This window comes from Arthrobacter sp. TJ-254 (assembly GCF_058269175.1).
Genome location: NZ_JBZCNF010000004.1, coordinates 434,593 through 451,766, shown reverse-complemented (window position 1 = coordinate 451,766; position 17,174 = coordinate 434,593). Strand labels below are relative to the sequence as shown.

The 17,174-nt window shown below is 67.9% G+C and carries 16 protein-coding genes and 1 riboswitch; of the genes, 7 read left to right on the top strand and 9 right to left on the bottom strand.

The window, feature by feature from the left end; all coding sequences use genetic code 11:
- Positions 1-86 precede the first annotated feature (86 nt).
- Positions 87-425, top strand: a complete 339-nt coding sequence (locus AC4D14_RS13650) for a GNAT family N-acetyltransferase (protein WP_490903143.1) — start codon at positions 87-89, stop codon at positions 423-425.
- A gap of 39 nt (positions 426-464) precedes the next feature.
- On the opposite strand, the gene AC4D14_RS13645 is transcribed toward AC4D14_RS13650, so the two are convergent.
- Positions 465-1,199, bottom strand: a complete 735-nt coding sequence (locus tag AC4D14_RS13645) for a response regulator (RefSeq protein ID WP_490903141.1) — start codon at positions 1,197-1,199, stop codon at positions 465-467.
- A 92-nt stretch (positions 1,200-1,291) separates the two neighbouring features.
- On the opposite strand from AC4D14_RS13645, the gene AC4D14_RS13640 reads away from it, so the two are divergent.
- Complete coding sequence (locus AC4D14_RS13640; protein ID WP_490903139.1) at positions 1,292-2,098, top strand: alpha/beta fold hydrolase; 807 nt, start codon at positions 1,292-1,294, stop codon at positions 2,096-2,098.
- 137 nt (positions 2,099-2,235) lie between these two features.
- A complete protein-coding gene (locus AC4D14_RS13635; RefSeq protein WP_490903137.1) occupies positions 2,236-2,679 on the top strand; it encodes a MarR family winged helix-turn-helix transcriptional regulator in 444 nt (147 codons plus the stop codon).
- 23 nt (positions 2,680-2,702) lie between these two features.
- On the opposite strand, the gene AC4D14_RS13630 is transcribed toward AC4D14_RS13635, so the two are convergent.
- The 4 genes from AC4D14_RS13630 to AC4D14_RS13615 form a co-directional block, all read right to left on the bottom strand.
- The gene (locus tag AC4D14_RS13630) at positions 2,703-4,082 is read right to left on the bottom strand and encodes an L-serine ammonia-lyase (RefSeq protein ID WP_490903135.1); all 1,380 of its coding nucleotides are present in this window, start codon (positions 4,080-4,082) and stop codon (positions 2,703-2,705) included.
- A gap of 2 nt (positions 4,083-4,084) precedes the next feature.
- Complete coding sequence (gcvT, locus tag AC4D14_RS13625; RefSeq protein WP_490903133.1) at positions 4,085-5,191, bottom strand: glycine cleavage system aminomethyltransferase GcvT; 1,107 nt, start codon at positions 5,189-5,191, stop codon at positions 4,085-4,087.
- A 3-nt stretch (positions 5,192-5,194) separates the two neighbouring features.
- Entirely contained in the window at positions 5,195-8,056 is a 2,862-nt protein-coding gene (gcvP, locus tag AC4D14_RS13620; protein WP_490903131.1) for an aminomethyl-transferring glycine dehydrogenase, read from the bottom strand.
- A 161-nt stretch (positions 8,057-8,217) separates the two neighbouring features.
- A riboswitch (glycine riboswitch) is annotated at positions 8,218-8,321 on the bottom strand.
- An 81-nt stretch (positions 8,322-8,402) separates the two neighbouring features.
- Positions 8,403-9,158: a GAF and ANTAR domain-containing protein gene (locus tag AC4D14_RS13615; RefSeq protein WP_490903130.1), complete on the bottom strand. Its 756-nt coding sequence runs from the start codon at positions 9,156-9,158 to the stop codon at positions 8,403-8,405.
- 125 nt (positions 9,159-9,283) lie between these two features.
- On the opposite strand from AC4D14_RS13615, the gene rraA reads away from it, so the two are divergent.
- Positions 9,284-9,754, top strand: coding sequence for a ribonuclease E activity regulator RraA (gene rraA / locus AC4D14_RS13610; RefSeq protein WP_490903128.1), 471 nt, complete (start codon positions 9,284-9,286; stop codon positions 9,752-9,754).
- A 98-nt stretch (positions 9,755-9,852) separates the two neighbouring features.
- Here rraA and AC4D14_RS13605 read toward each other — a convergent pair whose 3' ends face one another.
- Positions 9,853-10,278 carry a DUF1810 domain-containing protein gene (locus AC4D14_RS13605; protein WP_490903126.1) on the bottom strand — a complete coding sequence of 142 codons (426 nt, stop codon included), beginning with the start codon at positions 10,276-10,278 and terminating at the stop codon, positions 9,853-9,855.
- A 204-nt stretch (positions 10,279-10,482) separates the two neighbouring features.
- On the opposite strand from AC4D14_RS13605, the gene AC4D14_RS13600 reads away from it, so the two are divergent.
- Genes AC4D14_RS13600 through AC4D14_RS13590 form a run of 3 tightly spaced genes read left to right on the top strand, consistent with a single transcriptional unit; the run spans position 10,483 to position 13,052 of the window.
- A complete protein-coding gene (locus tag AC4D14_RS13600) occupies positions 10,483-11,682 on the top strand; it encodes a thiolase family protein (protein WP_490903124.1) in 1,200 nt (399 codons plus the stop codon).
- A 12-nt stretch (positions 11,683-11,694) separates the two neighbouring features.
- Entirely contained in the window at positions 11,695-12,393 is a 699-nt protein-coding gene (locus AC4D14_RS13595) for a 3-oxoacid CoA-transferase subunit A (RefSeq protein ID WP_490903122.1), read from the top strand.
- Positions 12,390-13,052 (top strand): 3-oxoacid CoA-transferase subunit B, encoded by a 663-nt coding sequence (locus AC4D14_RS13590; RefSeq protein ID WP_490903121.1) that lies wholly within the window; start codon positions 12,390-12,392, stop codon positions 13,050-13,052. The genes AC4D14_RS13595 and AC4D14_RS13590 overlap by 4 nt, the downstream gene beginning before the upstream one ends.
- Here the strand turns inward: AC4D14_RS13590 and AC4D14_RS13585 are convergent.
- From AC4D14_RS13585 to AC4D14_RS13575, 3 genes are read right to left on the bottom strand one after another with little or no spacing between them, the layout of a single operon-like run.
- The gene (locus tag AC4D14_RS13585; protein ID WP_490903119.1) at positions 13,045-14,487 is read right to left on the bottom strand and encodes a phytoene desaturase family protein; all 1,443 of its coding nucleotides are present in this window, start codon (positions 14,485-14,487) and stop codon (positions 13,045-13,047) included. The two genes, AC4D14_RS13590 and AC4D14_RS13585, sit on opposite strands and share 8 nt — an antisense overlap.
- A 58-nt stretch (positions 14,488-14,545) precedes the next feature.
- Positions 14,546-15,643 carry a lipid II:glycine glycyltransferase FemX gene (locus tag AC4D14_RS13580; protein WP_490903118.1) on the bottom strand — a complete coding sequence of 366 codons (1,098 nt, stop codon included), beginning with the start codon at positions 15,641-15,643 and terminating at the stop codon, positions 14,546-14,548.
- Positions 15,640-17,121 (bottom strand): glycosyltransferase family 87 protein, encoded by a 1,482-nt coding sequence (locus tag AC4D14_RS13575; protein WP_490903116.1) that lies wholly within the window; start codon positions 17,119-17,121, stop codon positions 15,640-15,642. Before AC4D14_RS13575 ends, AC4D14_RS13580 begins: the two co-directional genes overlap by 4 nt.
- Positions 17,122-17,174 lie beyond the last annotated feature (53 nt).

Sequence of the window (17,174 nt, the reverse complement as noted above, 5' to 3'; positions counted from 1 at the left end):
CCGGACGTATCATCCCAAGGACGAGGGAGCTTCAAACCCCCGAAGCCCTATCACCCCAGCCGGGCCAACGGGAAGGAATCGCTTCAATGACCGCCGACGCCCCAGCGGATCAGCCATACGCCTCAGTCCGCGTTGCCGACGCTCCGGAACGCAACCGGTACGAGCTGACCGGCGACGGCTCCACCCTTGGCTTCGTCCAGTACAGGCTTCGCCCCGAGCAGAACCAGATCGTGCTGATCCACACGGAAATCGATGAGGCCTACACGGGACGGGGCTTCGGCACGGTCCTGGTCAAGGGAATGCTCGACGACATCCGCGACGAAGGGCGCAGGATCGTGCCGCTGTGCCCGTACATCGTTTCGTACCTCAAGGACCACCACGAGTACGACGGGCTCATCGACCGCCCGCAGCGCCGGCGTCCCTGAGCTTCCCGCAGGGAAGCCCGCCGACGCGGGTTGCGGCGCCTAGCGTGCGCTCGTTGTTGTGGGCGTCATCCGGTAGCCCACTCCCCGCACGGTGCGGATGAAGCGGGGATTGCTTGTGTCCTCGCTGAGCTTCTTGCGCAGGTTCCGGATGTGCACCTCGACGAGGTGGTGGTCGAGCGCCCATGCCTCGCCCCACACCCGGGTGAGCAGGGCCTCCCTCGTCCAGACCCTGGAGGCCCCGTTGAGGAGCGTTTCGAGCAGGTCGAACTCGATGCGGGTCAGCGGGAGCTCGACGCCGTCGAGGCTGACGGTGCGTCCGTCGACATCGAGGATGAGTCCGTCGTGGCGGAGGACCTCGTGCGGAGCCTCGGAGGCGGCGCTGGAGGAAGGACCGGTGCGCGGCCGGCGGAACATGGCCGAGACGCGGGCGGTGAATTCCCGGGGGCTGAAGGGTTTGCCGATGAAATCGTCGGCGCCGGTTTCGAGGCCGATGAGGCGGTCGATCTCATCCTGTCGGGCGGTGACCATCACGATGTAGGCGTCGCTGACGGCGCGCGACTGGCGGCATACCTCCACGCCGTCAAGGTCGGGCAGGTTCAGGTCGAGGGTGATCAGGTCGGGTTGGTGTTCGCGGACCTTTTGGAGACCTTCGGAACCGGTTGCGGCCTCAAGGATGGTGAAACCGTTCTTGCGCAGCGCTGTGCCCAGGAGCTGGCGGATGTCCTCGTCGTCCTCGACAATGAGGGCGGTGCGGGCGGGTTGAAGATCGGGCATATGAATACATTGCCAGATATTTGTCCTAGCCGCTGGCTGGTCTTGAGGCTGTCTTGAACTTTGTCCTGTAGAAGGCCCCATATACTCGCCGAATGGTCTCAGCCACGGTCTCTACCTTTCATGCCCTCGGACAGCAGGTCCGTTTCCACTTTTCGCCGGGCCCTGCGGGGAACACGGAACCGCCGTTCGTGCTCGTTCACGGCATCGGCATGTCCTACCGCTACTTCAAGCGGCTGCATGAGGAGCTCTCCGCGACGGCGGACACGTATTCCGTCGACCTTCCCGGATTCGGCCCGAACCCCCGTCCCCCGGGGATCCTCTCCGTGCAGGATCACGCAGCGGTCCTCACCGATGGCCTGCGGGAACTGGGCGTGGAAACCTGCGTGCTCGTGGGACATTCGAAGGGCGCGCAGGTCGTTGTGGCCGCCGCGAGCGCTTCCCCGCTGCTCGCCGCCCGCGTCGTCCTGCTGGGACCGGTGGTTGACCGGGAACGGCGCTCCGTGTGGCGGCAGTCCGCGGCTTTGGGGCGCGATGCTCTCCGGGAGACGGCTTCGGCCAATTACCTGGTGCTGTCTGATTATGCACGCACGGGCATACGTTGGTACCTCAAGGAACTGGGCCCGATGATGGAGTACCGCATTGAGGACGAAGTGCGCCGGCTCTCCTGCCCCGTGCTCGTGCTGAGGGGTTCCCGCGACCCCGTGGCGAGGGAACCCTGGTGCAGGGAACTGAGTGAGGCTGCCCCGTCGGGTGTCCTGCTATCGATTCCTGGGCAGCCGCATGTCGTCCAGCATTCCGCGCCGCGCGAGGTGGCTGCGGCGGTCCGCGATTTCGTCAACCGCCCGTGGCTGGACGGGCAGACCCGTCCGGATGCCGCATCGGGAGCCGCGCACCAGTAATCGGCATCGAACAGGGCAAGTCCCGCCGCGCCTGACGCATCTTGCCGAAAGCTTCGCCCGGATCACAGGGGAAACTTGAACATCACGCTTCATAGTTGGTGTATTGCTGAAAGTCGATATCCGGAAGAAGTCCAGTCATGCCCGATCTGAACGAGTGGTCAACGAGCCGCCTCCTCACCACCGCAGCCCGCCTTGTGGATCACGCCTGGAACGAGCGCCTCCTCGACATTGGGATCACCCATGCCGGTTACACCACGCTGGGAGTTCTCTCCCGCGAAGGAACGATGACCGGCTCCCGCCTTGCCCTGGCCGTCCATGTTCAGGCGCAGACCATCGGCAAGACCCTTGAGAAGCTTGAACGGCAGGGATTCATCTCCCGCATCCGGGACACCCGCGACCGCCGGAGCCAGCGGATCACCATCACCCCGTCGGGCCTCCAGGCTCTGACCATGGCGCAGGACATTGAGCGGACCCTGATGACCGGGGAAGGCCTGGAGTCGGCCGAACTGCGCAACCTGCTGCGCGGGATCATCGGTGAACTGGCACCGCAGCGCTCACGGCCGGTGGCCGCGGCGGTCTGACCGGAGCCCCGGAGGGCGCGCGGTCAGCACTCCACCACGTTGAGCGCGAGTCCACCCCGCGCCGTCTCCTTGTACTTGTCCATCATGTCGGCGCCGGTGTCGCGCATTGTCTTGATCGCGATGTCCAGCGAAACGTGATGCTGTCCGTCACCGCGGACCGCCATCCGCGCAGCGGTGATCGCCTTCATGGCGCCGACCGCGTTGCGTTCAATGCAGGGAATCTGGACGAGGCCTCCCACGGGATCGCAGGTGAGCCCCAGATTGTGCTCAATGCCGATCTCCGCCGCGTTCTCGACCTGTTCCGGTGTGCCCCCGAGCACTTCGGCGAGGGCGCCGGCCGCCATGGCGCAGGCCGAGCCCACTTCGCCTTGGCAGCCGACCTCCGCACCGGAGATTGAGGCGTTCTTCTTGAAGAGCGAGCCGACGGCGGTAGCGGCGAGCAGGAACCGCACGACGCCGTCCTCGTTGGCTCCCGGGACGAAGTCGACGTAGTACTTCAGCACCGCGGGGATGATGCCGGCCGCCCCGTTCGTGGGGGCCGTGACCACGCGCCCTCCCGCTGCGTTCTCCTCATTGACGGCGAGTGCGAAAAGGGTGACCCATTCCATCGTGCCGAGGCGGTCTTCGGGATCGTTGGCCTTTTCGAGGAGCTCAAGCTGGCGGGCCGCGCGGCGGCGCACGCCCAGGCCACCCGGAAGGATTCCCCCGGTGGCCGTGCCGCGGCGGATGGTGTCCTGCATGACCTCCCAGATTTCAAGCAGCCCGCCCCGCACCTCCTGCTCGCTGCGCCAGCCGCATTCGTTGGCCAGGACGACGGCGGAGAAGGACATTCCGTTGGCCCGGCACAGCGCCAGGAGCTCATCCGCCGAGTCGAAGGGGTAGGCCACGGGCACGGCAGCAGCCGCCGCAGCCGCCGGCTCGGAGGCGACCTGGTCCTCGTCGAGCACGAACCCGCCGCCCACCGAGAAGTAGTCACGGGCCTTCAGAAGCGTGCCGGAGCCGTCGAACGCCTGGAAACGCATTCCGTTGGTGTGGTAGTCAAGCCGCTTGCGCCGGTGCAGGATGAGGTCTACGTCCGGGTCGAACGTGATGCTCCGGCTCCCGCCGAGCCGCAGCGAGCGGGACGTCGAAATACCCGCAACCCGCGCATCGGCCGTCGTCGGGTCGACGAGGTGGGGCTGGCTGCCCTCCAGTCCGAGGAGGACCGCCTTCACGGTGCCGTGGCCGTGGCCCGTGACGCCGAGCGAGCCGAACAGCTCGACCTGCACCCGTTCCACCCGTTCGGTCAGGTCCGCCGCCTCGAGCAGCTCGGTGTAGCGGAAGGCGGCGGTCATCGGGCCGCCGGTGTGGGAGCTCGACGGGCCGATGCCGATTTTGAAGAGGTCGAACGCACTGACCGTCATCGCTACTTCTGCCGCTTGTAGAAAGGGGTTTCAACGACAGTGAAGACCTCGGGCTTGCCGCGCAGGTCTACGTGCAGCTCGGTGCCCGGCTCAGCCATCGAAGCCTGGACGTAGGCAAGGGCGATCGGGAAGCCGAGGGTGGGGCTGGGGAGCCCGGAGGTGACGGTGCCGACCGTGGCTCCGTCGCGGACCACGTCGTATCCGGCCCGCGCCGAGCGCCGTCCCGAGCCCTTCAGGCCCACGAGGCGGCGTTCCGGCTGTTCGGCCTTCAGCGGTTCAAGCACCGACCGCCCCACGAAGTCTTCGGTCTTCTTCAGGCTGACCACCGGCCCGAGTCCTGCCTCGAACGGGTTGGTGTCCAGCCGCAGTTCGTTGCCGTAGAGGGGCATTCCGGCTTCGAGGCGCAGCGAATCCCGGGCGGCAAGTCCGCAGGGCATCAGCCCGTGCGGGGCGCCGGCCTCGATTGCGGCCTCCCACAGCCGGACCGCGAAGGAATTGCCGACGAACAGTTCGAACCCGTCCTCGCCCGTGTATCCGGTGCGGGCGAGCAGGACCGGCACGCCGGCAAGCTCGACCTCGACCGCGGCGTAGTAGCGCAGCTCCCGGATGGTCCCTGCGGCTTCTTCGGGGGCCAGGGCGAGCACGACCGCTTCGGCATTGGGTCCCTGCACGGCGATCAGGGCGGTGTTCTCCGACTGGTCCTCAACCGCGACGTCGAACGTCTCGGCGCGGCGCCGGAGTTCGGCGGCAACGGTGTCGGCGTTCCCGGCGTTGGGCACAACGAGGAAGCTGTCATCGGCCAGCCGGTACGTGATGAGGTCGTCGATCACCCCGCCGTCGGCGTCGCAGATGAGGGAGTACTTCGCCTTCCCCACCGGGATCACCGCCAGGTTGCCGACGAGCGCGTAGTTGAGGAAGTCCGCTGCCTGCGCCCCGGTCACCAGAACCTCGCCCATGTGGGAGAGGTCGAAGAGACCGGCGGCCCGGCGCACCGTGTGGTGTTCTTCGAGCTCGCTGCGGTATTTCAGGGGCATCTGCCAGCCGCCGAAGTCGGTGAACGAGGCGCCGAGGGCTTCGTGCTGGGCGTAGAGCGCCGTCTGCTTGGGCATGGTTTAGTCCTCGAACTCTTCGATGGGCGGGCAGGAGCAGATCAGGTTCCGGTCGCCGTGGGCGCCGTCGATGCGGCGCACCGGGGCGAAGTACTTGTCGTGCCGGAGGGACCGCAGCGGGTAGGCCGCGGCCTCCCGGGGGTACGCCTGGTCCCAGGCGTCGCTGATCAGCATCTGGGCGGTGTGCGGGGCCTGACGGAGCGGGCTCTGCTCGACCGGAACGTCACCGTTGGCCACGCTCTCGATTTCGCCGCGGATGGCGATCATCGCGTCGATGAAACGGTCGAGTTCCGCGATGTCTTCGGACTCGGTGGGCTCCACCATGAGCGTTCCGGCGACAGGGAAGGACAGCGTGGGCGCGTGGAACCCGTAGTCGATGAGCCGCTTGGCGACATCCTCGGCCGTTACTCCGGTCTTCGCGGTCAGCGGCCGTAGGTCCAGGATGCACTCGTGTGCAACAAGTCCCTGCGCCCCGGTGTAGAGCACGGGGAAGTGCTCGGTGAGCCGGGCGGCGACGTAATTGGCGGCGAGCAGCGCGTGCGCCGTCGCGCTTGTGAGGCCTTCGGCGCCCATCAGGGCGACGTACGCCCAGGAGATCGGCAGCACACCGGCCGAGCCGTACATCGACGCGCTCACGGGAGCGCCGCCCTCGGCGGAGGGCGCGCCGTCGGTGGCGATGTCGCGGTTCGCGTCGCCGGGAAGGAAGGGAATGAGGTGCTCGGCTACCGCGACGGGGCCAACGCCGGGTCCGCCGCCCCCGTGGGGGATGCAGAAGGTTTTGTGGAGGTTCAGGTGGGACACGTCTCCCCCGAACTCACCGGGCTTGGCCAGCCCGACGAGGGCGTTGAGATTGGCGCCGTCGATGTAGACCTGGCCGCCTGCAGCATGGACCTGCTCGCAGACCCAGCGGACGTCCTCCTCAAACACACCGTGCGTGGAGGGGTAGGTGATCATGATCGCGGAGAGGTTCTCGGCGTGCTGCTCGATCTTCGCCTTGAGGTCGTCGTGGTCGATATTGCCGTTGGCGGCCGTGGCGACGACAACCACCTTCATGCCGGCCAGGACGGCCGAGGCCGCGTTGGTGCCGTGCGCCGAAGAGGGGATGAGGCACACGGTACGGTTCTCGTCCCCGCCGGAGCGGTGGTAGCCCCGGATGGCGAGCAGGCCCGCGAGCTCGCCCTGGGAGCCGGCGTTGGGCTGCAGGGAGACCTTGGCGTAGCCGGTGATCTCGGCGAGCCGTTCCTCGAGGTCGGTGATCAGTTCCCGCCAGCCTTCGGTCTGGGACTCTGGGGCGAAGGGGTGGATGGAGGCGAACTCCGGCCAGGAGATGGATTCCATTTCAACAGTGGCGTTGAGCTTCATGGTGCACGAACCCAGCGGGATCATGGTGCGGTCCAGCGCCAGGTCCTTGTCGGAGAGCCGGCGCAGGTACCGCAGCATCGCCGTTTCGGAGCGGTGGAGGGAGAAGACCGGGTGGGTCATGAAGTCCGAGGTGCGGAAAAGCTCCGCCGGAATCGCGCTCTGCGCTTCGGAATCCGCAGGGACTGCTCCGCCGAAGACCCCGCCCAGGGCTTTGATGTGCTCCTCGGTGGTTGTCTCGTCGCAGGAGATCCCCAGGTGGTCCGCGTCGATGCGGCGCAGGTTGTAGCCCTGGGCCTCGGCGGCGTCGGCCAGTTCGCCGGCTTTCCCGGGGACGCGGACCAGGAGCGTGTCGAAGTACTGCTCGTGGACGACCGTTGCTCCGGCGTCGGCGAGCACCGCGGCGAGCTGGACCGCGCTCCGGTGGGTGCGCCGCGCGATTTCCTTGAGGCCCTCGGGTCCGTGGTAGACGGCGTACATGCTGGCGGTGATGGCCAGCAGGGCCTGCGCGGTGCAGATGTTGGAGGTGGCCTTCTCCCGGCGGATGTGCTGCTCGCGGGTCTGGAGGGCCAGCCGGTAGGCGGGGGCGCCGTCGGCGTCCTTGGAGACCCCGACGAGGCGTCCGGGCAGCATCCGCTCAAGCCCCTTGCGCACTGCCATGTAGGCGGCGTGCGGACCGCCGAAGAACAGCGGCACCCCGAAGCGCTGGGCGGAGCCGACGGCGATGTCGGCGCCCTGCTCACCGGGAGCGGTGATCAGGGTCAGGGCGAGCAGGTCCGCAGCCACAGTGACAAGGGCGCCGCGTTCCTTGGCTGCCGCGATGACGGCTTCGTGGTTGCGCAGGGCCCCTGACGCCCCGGGCTGCTGCAGGACAATGCCGTTGATGTCGCCTTCGGGCAGGCCGCCCGAAAGGTCGGCGATTTCGATCTCGAAGCCGAGCGCCTCGGCGCGGCCCCGGACGACGGCCACGGTCTGCGGCAGGCAGTCGGCGTCGATCACGGTGCGCCCGGACTTGTTCCTGCCCGAACGGCGCATAAGCAGCACGGCCTCGGCGACGGCGGAGGCTTCGTCCAGCAGCGACGCGTTGGCGATGTCCAGCGCAGTGAGGTCCTGCACCATCGTCTGGAAGTTGAGCAGCGCCTCGAGTCGGCCCTGGGAAATTTCCGGCTGGTAGGGGGTGTACGCGGTGTACCAGGCGGGTGATTCGAGAACGTTGCGGCGGATCACCGGCGGGGTGACCGTATCGAAGTACCCCTGGCCGATCATCTGCACGGCGGTCTTGTTCCTGCCGGCGATCCGCCGCAGCTGCGCCAGGACTTCCGGTTCGCTGAGCGCGGGAGGAAGGTTGAGGGCGCGCGCGGAGCGGATGCTCGCCGGCACCGCCATGTCAACGAGCTTGTCGATGCTGGGGTATCCCAGCTCGGAAAGCATCTGGGCGGCGTCGGTCGAACGCGGGCCGATATGCCGGTCGGCGAAGGTGGATGCCAAGGCGGGATGGGCGGTCATTGGGAACTCCGTACGTCAAAAAAGCGCTGGGGGCGCACCTGGTCGAGTTCCTCCCCGCTCTGTCTTGGACCTGAGAGATTCCGCAGGGCTCCGTGCCTGCTTGCACCGTCGGTGAGCCGGGCCGCCCCTGGCGGGGAGATCGAGCTGCTTTCCAGAGTTGCCTAACCGCAGCGGTACTAGGGCCTGAGAGATTCCTGGGGAGGATTTGCTCCTACGGCGCCTGCCGGTGTGAACGTCAACGGCAGAACTCTCCCGCTGCAGGTCAAGGGCATATGAAATTTTGTGGTGTGTTGCCACTCACAGACTACCGCGGCCGGGCGCCGCGGGCAAAGGACGGCCCGGCGCCTCAGTCGACCGCCGGCTCGGTCCTGCGCGGGAGCTCGCCGGTGCTGGCAAGCAGTTCGGCGGTGCGGGCGAGCTTGATGTTCCTATCGGAGCTTGCCCTGGCGAGCAGGACAAACGCCTGGTCCGCGGTGATCTTGTACCGTTCCATCAGGATGCCCTTGGCCTGCCCGATCAGGTCCCGCGAGACCAGTGCGCTGCGCAGCTGCGCCGCCTTCTGGGCATCGGCCAGGGCGATCGCGGCATGGGCTGCGACAAGCAGCCCGGCATGCTCGGAATCCTCATCGAAGGCTTGGGGTTTCCTGCTGTAGAGATTCAGCGCCCCGAGGGTGTCTCCGTCGACGAAGAGCTGGAAGGAGAGCATGCTGGCCGCTCCCAGTGCGGACGCGCCGCTGGCGAACTCGGGCCAGCGGTTTTCGCTTTGCATATCCGGAACGCTCACCACCCGGTCGCGGTAGACCGCGTCGAGGCACGGCCCCTGTCCGGTCTGCATCTGCAGTGCGTCAACCTGTCGGGGAAGGTTCGACGACGGCGCACGGGACTCGATCTTCTTCCTTCCGGTGACCATGCTGATCGAAGCTTCGTCCGCTCCCGGCACAAGTGCGACGGCGGCCTCGACGAGTTGGAAAAGGATGTCCGCCTCGTCCTTCTCGGTCTGCATTGACCGCGCAAGGTCTCCAAGGCGCATTGCGAGGTCGTCCTCGGGGACGGCGCCCGCCCCGGGATCGAAACCGCTGTCGTGGTGATCCCTACCTGTCATTTCCTTGCCTCCCGGGCAATTCCCGCGCTCTAGAAAGAGGTTACGCCTCCTGCGCACCCCGTGCGCCACCCCCGCCCGGGTGATATACCGGCATCAGGGCAAAGCACCCGGCCGGGAGGAACGCCATGCAGTCAACCACAGCAGACCTCGCCGATGAGTTCGGCGACCGCGTCGACAGCTGCGCCACCCAGTTCCGCCAGTTCGGCGGCCACCGCCTGTTCTCCGGCGTCGTTCTGACCCTTCGCTGCGGGGACAGCACGCTGGTGGAGCGCATCCTCGATGAACCGGCGGACGGGCGGATCCTTGTCGTCGACGGCGGCGGCTCCCTGGACGCCGCCCTGTTCGGAGAAAGTGCTGCCCGCCGTGCGGTGGCCAACGGCTGGGCGGGCGTGGTGGTTCACGGAGCCGTGCGCGACACGGAGGCACTCGCCGCCCTGGGCCTCGGCGTGAAGGCCCTGGGCACCAACCCGCGGCTGGCCCGGACGGCAGGCGCCGACGAGCGGAACCTGCCGGTGTCATTCGGCGGGATCACCTTCACCCCCGGCGCGTTCCTGTGGAGCGACGACGACGGCGTGCTGACCAAATCTCCCCAGTAGGCTTCCCCGGCATCCCTCCCCGCGGAGTCCGGCCGGACCGGCGGCAGTTTTTCCCGGACCACCGGGCACGGCGGCACTGCCTCCTGCAGCCGGCGCGCCTAGATGCGCAGTTCAGTGGCGGGATCGGGGACGCCGTCGAAAAACACGTCGAGGATCCGGCCGAAGACCTCCTCATCGGGCGCGGCCCGATGGAAGAGGGTGGCAGATGAGTGAAGCTTCTGCGCATCGATGTTCCCAAGGATGTCCCGGGCGCTCCTGCCCGGATGACCGGCGACCAGAGCGGCGCATTCGTGAAGCCGCGGGCCGAGCACGGGGTGGGAAAGATACGCCTTCGCCTCCTGAAGTGAGGAAAGCGCATACCTGCGCGCTGTCTCGCTCCTTCCCAGCCCCGCGATCTGCGGAAAGACGAACCACATCCAGTGGCTGCGCTTCTGGCCCCGCCGGAGCTCCTCCACGGCGCCGGCATAGGTGCCGCCGGCGTCCTGCGCGCGGACGAAGCGCTCAAGATCGTAAGGATCCTCCACGGGTCCTCCCGGGATAGGGGCGGCTGTTCCCTTTGTTCTTAGTACGGCGGCAGCACCGGCGCAACCCGGGCAGGGGTTGACCCGCCGAAACCCTCCCACTAGTGTTCAGGATATGAACTTTTGTTCGTATGTTGAACACGCAGAATGGCTGGCAGCCTCCCGGGCGGCCGGGTTCCCCGTCGTCATCTGAGGAGAAACCGAAAAATGCACGAAGCATTCCTTTACGATGCCGTCCGGACTCCCTTCGGCAAGTTCGGCGGAGCACTGGCCGGCGTGCGCCCTGATGACCTCGCGGCCGGGGTCGTCAAGGCGGTCGTCGGCCGCGCCCCGGCGCTGGACCCCGCGCGGATCGATGAAGTGGTTTTCGGCAATGCGAACGGCGCCGGTGAGGACAACCGCAACGTGGCACGCATGGCCACACTCCTCGCGGGCCTGCCGACGTCGATCCCCGGTACCACGGTGAACCGGTTGTGCGGGTCGAGCCTTGACGCCGCGATGATTGCCTCGCGCTCGATCCAGAGTGGAGACGCCGACATTGTCCTCGTCGGAGGAGTGGAGTCGATGAGCCGCGCCCCGTGGGTGCTGCCGAAGACGGAGAAGGCGTACCCCGCCGGAGACATGGCCCTCTCCTCGACCACCCTGGGCTGGCGGCTGGTTAATCCGGAAATGCCCAGCGAATGGACCGTGAGCCTCGGGGAGGCCACCGAGCAACTGCGCGAACGCCACGGCATCTCCCGCGAGCGCCAGGACGAATTCGCTGCGGCGTCGCACCGGCTGGCCGGCGAGGCCTGGGACGAGGGCAGGTACTCGGATCTTGTGGTGGCCGTGCCCGGCACTGGTTTGACGCGCGATGAAAGCATCCGGCCCGGGAGCACCGCCGAGGTTCTCGCCGGACTGCCGACCGTCTTCCGCCGCGCCGGCGGGCCCCGGAGCGGAACCGTCACAGCGGGCAACGCCTCACCGCTCAATGACGGCGCCTCGGCCGCCCTGCTCGGAAACGGATCCGCCGGCCGGGAACTGGGCATGGACCCGCTGGCACGCATCGCCGGGCGCGGCGCGTCAGCCCTCGACCCGCAGTTTTTCGGGTTCGCACCGGTGGAGGCGGCGCATCAGGCACTGAAGCGAGCAGGAATCAGCTGGTCGGACGTGGGAGCGGTGGAGCTCAATGAGGCGTTCGCCGCCCAGTCGCTGGCCTGCATCGACGCCTGGGGCATCGACCCGGACATCGTCAATGCCTGGGGCGGGGCGGTGGCGATCGGGCACCCGCTGGGCGCCTCGGGGCTGCGCATCCTCGGCACGCTCGCCCGCCGCCTCGAGGCAGGCGGGCAGCGCTGGGGCGTGGCGGCCATCTGCATCGGAGTGGGCCAGGGTCTCGCCGTCGTCCTCGAAAACACGAAAGCCTAGGAGGCCAAAAACGTGCCAGCATTTGCCAGTACCGTCGACGACGCCGTTGCGGGAGTCCGCGACGGAGACACGGTCCTCATCGGAGGCTTCGGAAACGCCGGCCAGCCGATGGAGCTGATCGATGCGCTGCTGCGGTGCGGGGCCAGCGGCCTGACCGTCGTCAACAACAACGCGGGGCAGGCCGACGCCGGCCTGGCGTTGCTGATCAAGGAGCGGCGGGTGCGCAGGATCATCTGCTCCTTCCCGCGCCAGAGCGACTCCTGGCACTTCGACGCCGCCTACCGCTCCGGGGAGATTGAACTCGAACTCGTTCCGCAGGGAACCCTGGCTGAACGCATACGGGCCGGCGGGGCCGGCATCGGAGGATTCTTCACTCCCACCGGGTACGGGACGGTTCTCGCGGAAGGGAAGGAAACGCGGATGATCGACGGACGCGGGCACGTGCTCGAGGCACCGATCCGGGCCGAGGTTGCGCTCATCAAGGCGCTGGCCTCCGACCGCGCCGGCAACTTGGTCTACCGGAAGACGAGCAGGAATTTCGGCCCGATCATGGCCACGGCGGCCCGGCGCACCGTGGCGCAGGTGGCGCAGGTCGTGGAGACCGGCCGGCTGGACCCGGAAAGCATCGTGACGCCTGGCATCTACGTCACCACAGTTGTCGAGGTTCCGGGCCCAGCCGAAACCTCCAATGAACAGGACCTCAGCGCGTGAACACCAGACTGAACCGCGACGACCTCGCCCGCAGGATCGCAGCCGACATCTCCCCTGGATCCTTCGTGAACCTGGGCATCGGGCAGCCGACGCTTGTTGCCGACTACCTCACGCCCGCCCAGAACATCACGCTCCATACTGAAAACGGCATGCTGGGCATGGGACCCCAGGCGCACGGCACCGACGTCGACCCCGACCTGATCAACGCAGGAAAGATCCCGGTGACCGAGCTGCCGGGCGCCTCGTACTTCCACCACGCGGACTCGTTCGCGATGATGCGCGGTGGGCACCTCGACGTGTGCGTGCTGGGTGCCTTCCAGGTCTCCGCCTCCGGCGACCTCGCGAACTGGCACACCGGTGCACCCGACGCCATTCCCGCCGTCGGGGGCGCGATGGACCTCGCCTCGGGGGCAAAGGAGGTCTACGTGATGATGAACCTGTTTGCCAAGGACGGGGCCTCAAAGCTCGTGCCCGAATGCACCTATCCCCTCACCGGGATCGGGTGCGTGACCCGGGTCTACACCAACGACGCCGTCTTTCTGCTCTCCGGGGGCGGGGTCCGGGTGCAGGAGACCTTCGGCACGACGCTCCAGGACCTGCAGCACCGCATGGACGTCGAACTCCTTCCGGCCCTGCCGCTGACCGGCGCGCCTAGCTGAGGCCCAGGTAAGGCACCTTCAGCCCGTACCCGCCCTGCAGCGCAGCCGCTGCGGCATGGAATCCGGCCATGCCGTGGACGCCGGGGCCGGGCGGCGTCGACTGCGAGCACAGGTAGACCCCGGGAAGCGGTGTTGCCCACGGCCGGCGCGAAAGCACCGGCCGCGCAACCACCTGTCCGATTGTCACGGCTCCCGCACCGAAGTCGCCGCCCACGTAGTTGGCGTTGTACGCCTCCAACCGGGCCGCCGTCGTTGCGCTTGAGCCGACGATGACATCGCGGAACCCCGGGGCGAAGCGTTCGATCTGGGCGGTGACAGCCTCCGTCATGTCTTTTTCCGACCCGTTGGGGACGTGGCAGTAGGTCCAGAGGACCTGCCGGTCCCTGGGCGCGCGGGTGGGGTCGAACACCGACGGCTGCGACACGAGCACGTACGGGCTCTCCGGATGGCGTCCGGAGTTGACCGCCGCCTCCCCCGCGGTGATTTCCGCCCGCGTCCCGCCAAGGTGAACGGTTCCGGCACGGGCAACGTCGGGGTTGCTCCAGGGCACCGGACCGGAGAGGACGAAGTCCACCTTGCATGCCGCGTTGCCGAACCGGAACCGGCCCAGCGCTCGCCTATAGGCCGGCGGGAGCCGCCCCCCTGCCATGCGGACGAAAGCAGGCGGCGCCACATCGAGCAGGATGGTCCCCGCGCCGGACAGCTCGTCCAGCGATTCGATCCGGCTGCCCAGCTCGATCCGCCCGCCGTGGGCCTGGAGGTCCCGCGCCAGCGCGTCGGCAATCGACTGGGATCCGCCCACCGGGATCGGCCAGCCGACAGTATGGGCCAGCAGGCCGAGCGTCAGGCCGGCTCCGGCACTGCTGAGCGACGGAAGTGGCCCGACCGGATGCGCCATCACGCCCGTCATCATCGCGGCGGCCTCCTCCGTGCGGAACCTGCGGTTCCACACGGGCGAACCTTGATCGAGGACCGAGAGCGCGAACCTCGCAGCAGCCGCGGGATGCCGGGGAACGCGCAGGAGGTGGTTGAGCGTCAGCGAGAGGATTTCGTCCTGCCGCTGAACCAGGGGCTGCATCAGCCGGCGGTAGGCCGGGCCGTCAACGCCGAGCCCTTCGACGGTCCGTTCAAGGCTGCGGTGGGCGACGCCGGCCCGGGCACCATCCAGGGGATGCGCGTAGGAAATATCGGGCACGGCGAACTCCACCCGCCGGTCGAGCTCGAACGCCCGGAAGAACTCCGACGCAGCCGCCATGGGGTGGACGGCTGAGCAGGCGTCGTGAAGGTGGTCCGGCTCGATCAGTTCAACGGTCCGGGTGCCGCCGCCGATCGTGGCTGCGGCCTCGTGCACCCGCACCTGGAGGCCCGCCCGGGCCATGACCACCGCAGCGGCCAGCCCGTTGGGGCCCGACCCTACAATCTCAACCTCGGCCATCGGCTACACCTTCCCAATCAACTGCGCTTGGCACATCCATGAGTTCCGGGTGGGAGCCTCAGCCTTTGCCCGCCGCCTCGACCGGGCTCCCGACCGTTTTCCCGCGCAGCCGGGCCGGCAGGTTCCGCAGCCGTGCAACGCGGGTCGGCAGGGCTCTGCGGCCCGCCAGCGCTGCGGCAACGGCCCGATACCGGAGAGGCTTTATCGGGATGTCGTAGGTGGTGGGAACCACAACGACGTTCTTGGAGAAGTTCCGCTTGAAGGTTGTCACGTTGGCGAGCTGGGGGTAGTTCTCACTCACAATTCCGGTGAGCCCGCACGAGCGGTTCCCCGCTGCCTTCAGTTCCCTGAAGGCCTCCCACAGGAGCAGATAGGGAGCGAAGGTGGTTCGGGCCTCCCGCGTGCTGCCCGCGAAGTAGTAAACGGAGTGGCCGCGGTACTCGGTGGTGATCAGCCAGCTCACCGGCCGCTCGTCGATGTATGCGACAAGGAGCCGCAGGCGCTCCCCGAGGCGCTCCAGCAGACCCTCGTAGTAGCCGGCACCGAAGGTGGAGAAATTATCGCGCTCCGCCGTCTCTTCCATGATTGGGAACAGATCCCTGCGGAACACCTCAACCCATTCCTCACGCGGAATGTTTCTGACGGTGACGCCGGCCTTCTGGGCCCTGCGGATGCTGTTGCGCGCGTTGGGCCGGAAGCTGCGAAGGATCGCGCCTTCCTCGGGGGTGAGGTCGACGACGATCTCCCGCTCGTACCACCCATGTTCGAGCGGACCGGCGGCCGGGGGCTGCGGAGTGTGCACCTGCATCCGGACAAACAGCGGAGCAATGGCGGGGTTTCTGGAGAACTGGGCCTGGACGGTGCGCAGCAGCCGCCCCTCGGCCGCAGGGGTCCGCTCAACAAACCACGCCGGGCCGTTCACCGCCACCAGCGACCGCCGGAAGCGGCGGGCGCTCTCGAGGTAGCTCGCGACGGCGACTAATATGCCGTCATCATAATATGCCCACGACCCGTGGTGGTTGCGGCCCTGGGAGGCCTCGAAGTCCGCCCACTCAAAGGTCTGCTCAAGCGAAATGGCGGCGTGGGGATGCGCCTCCGCAAGAGCGTCGAATTCTGCTCGGGTTAATTTTTTGGAGGAGTATGAAGCTGCGCTCACTGAGGTTCTTTCACTTGTCGGCCGGCCTCGCCCAAGCGTACCCGAGGTACCCTGCCCCGCGGCCGGCGGCTGCGCCGGCGCCGGCGGTCCCGGGCTCCGTCAAACGGGCCGCCCTGCGGGTCGTCGCCTCCCAACTGCCGCACCTTGTCCATCTCGGGATGCAGGATCTCCCAAACAACGCGGTAGCAAATATATGCAATGGCAAGCATATGGGCGGCTATGGAGAGGAGGTAGTACCCGGGGACTTCCGTCTGCTCCCCGCCGCCGGTGATCCGCGCGAGGTACATCCACACCGCCCACCAGTGGAGGGCCTCAACGAGCTGCCACGCAAGGAAGACCCGCCATCGGGGAAGGGCGAGCGCCACCAGCGGTACGAGCCACAGCATGTACTGCGGCGAGTAGACCTTATTGGTCAGGAGGAAGGCCGCCACGATCAGGAGGGCGAGTTGGGCGATCCGGGGTCTGCGGGGCGCGGCAAGGGCCAGAACGGCGATTGCGGCACACGCCAGCGCGAAGAGGACAAACGCCGCCTGGTTGATAAATCCGGCTGACGCCACGGCCAGACCCGCCCGCTCGGCGAGGGCGTTGTAGGCGAACCACACCGAGGAGAATCCCGCCGGCCGGTCTCCGGTGAATCGGAGGAAGTAACTCCAGGCGGGGTAGTCCAGGAGCAGGAACGGGAGGTTCACGGCGCTCCAGCTCACGGCGAGGGCCGCACCGGTCAGGGCCGCGGGGCGGAGCCGGCCGGTGCGCAGGGCGAGCAGGAGGATGGCTCCGAAGATCAGGACCGGGTACACCTTCACTGCCGCTCCCAGCCCGAGCAGCACCCCTGCCAGCACGGGGCGGTGGCGCGCGAAGGCAAGCATGCCGAAGGCGGCGAGCATCACAGCCCACATGTCCCAGTTGATTGTTCCGGCGAGGATGATGCCCGGCGCCAGCGCCACCATCGCGGCGTCCCAGGGGCGGCGATGCGCTGCCCGCATTGTGGCGCTGACGGTGAGGATCCAGACTCCCGCGACGAGGACCGCGTTGATGTCGAAGTACTGCACCGCACGCACCGCGGCGTCGCCGCCGGGCCCGCCGGGCACCAGGAGTGCCGTGAGCGCCGCGAGCAGCCCGAGGAGCACCGGGTACTCGAAAGGCGCTCCGCCCGGGAACAGCGGCAGCGCGCCATCGGCAAAGCCGCGGCTCTGGAACAGTTCGGGCCAGTCCGAGTAGCACGCCATCGCGAAGTGGGCCGGGGCGGACCACCCATTGACACGGCAGGGGTTCTTGGCAAGCACCGAGACCAACGCCGCAATCGTCGTGAGGATGATGAGCACCCTGTGCACGGTGAAGAACCCCGGTCCGACGACGCCGGGCGCGCTCCGGCGCCCCAGCGGACCGCCGACGCCCTCAACGAGCCCGGCGAGCAGCGGGTCGCTGCGCGTGGGTACACTGATGCGGGCCGGTGCCGGCCGGTTGCTTCGCAGTGCCATGAGGGAGAGCCTAGCCCGGCCTCGGGGCGGAGAACTTCAGGCCCGCACGCCGG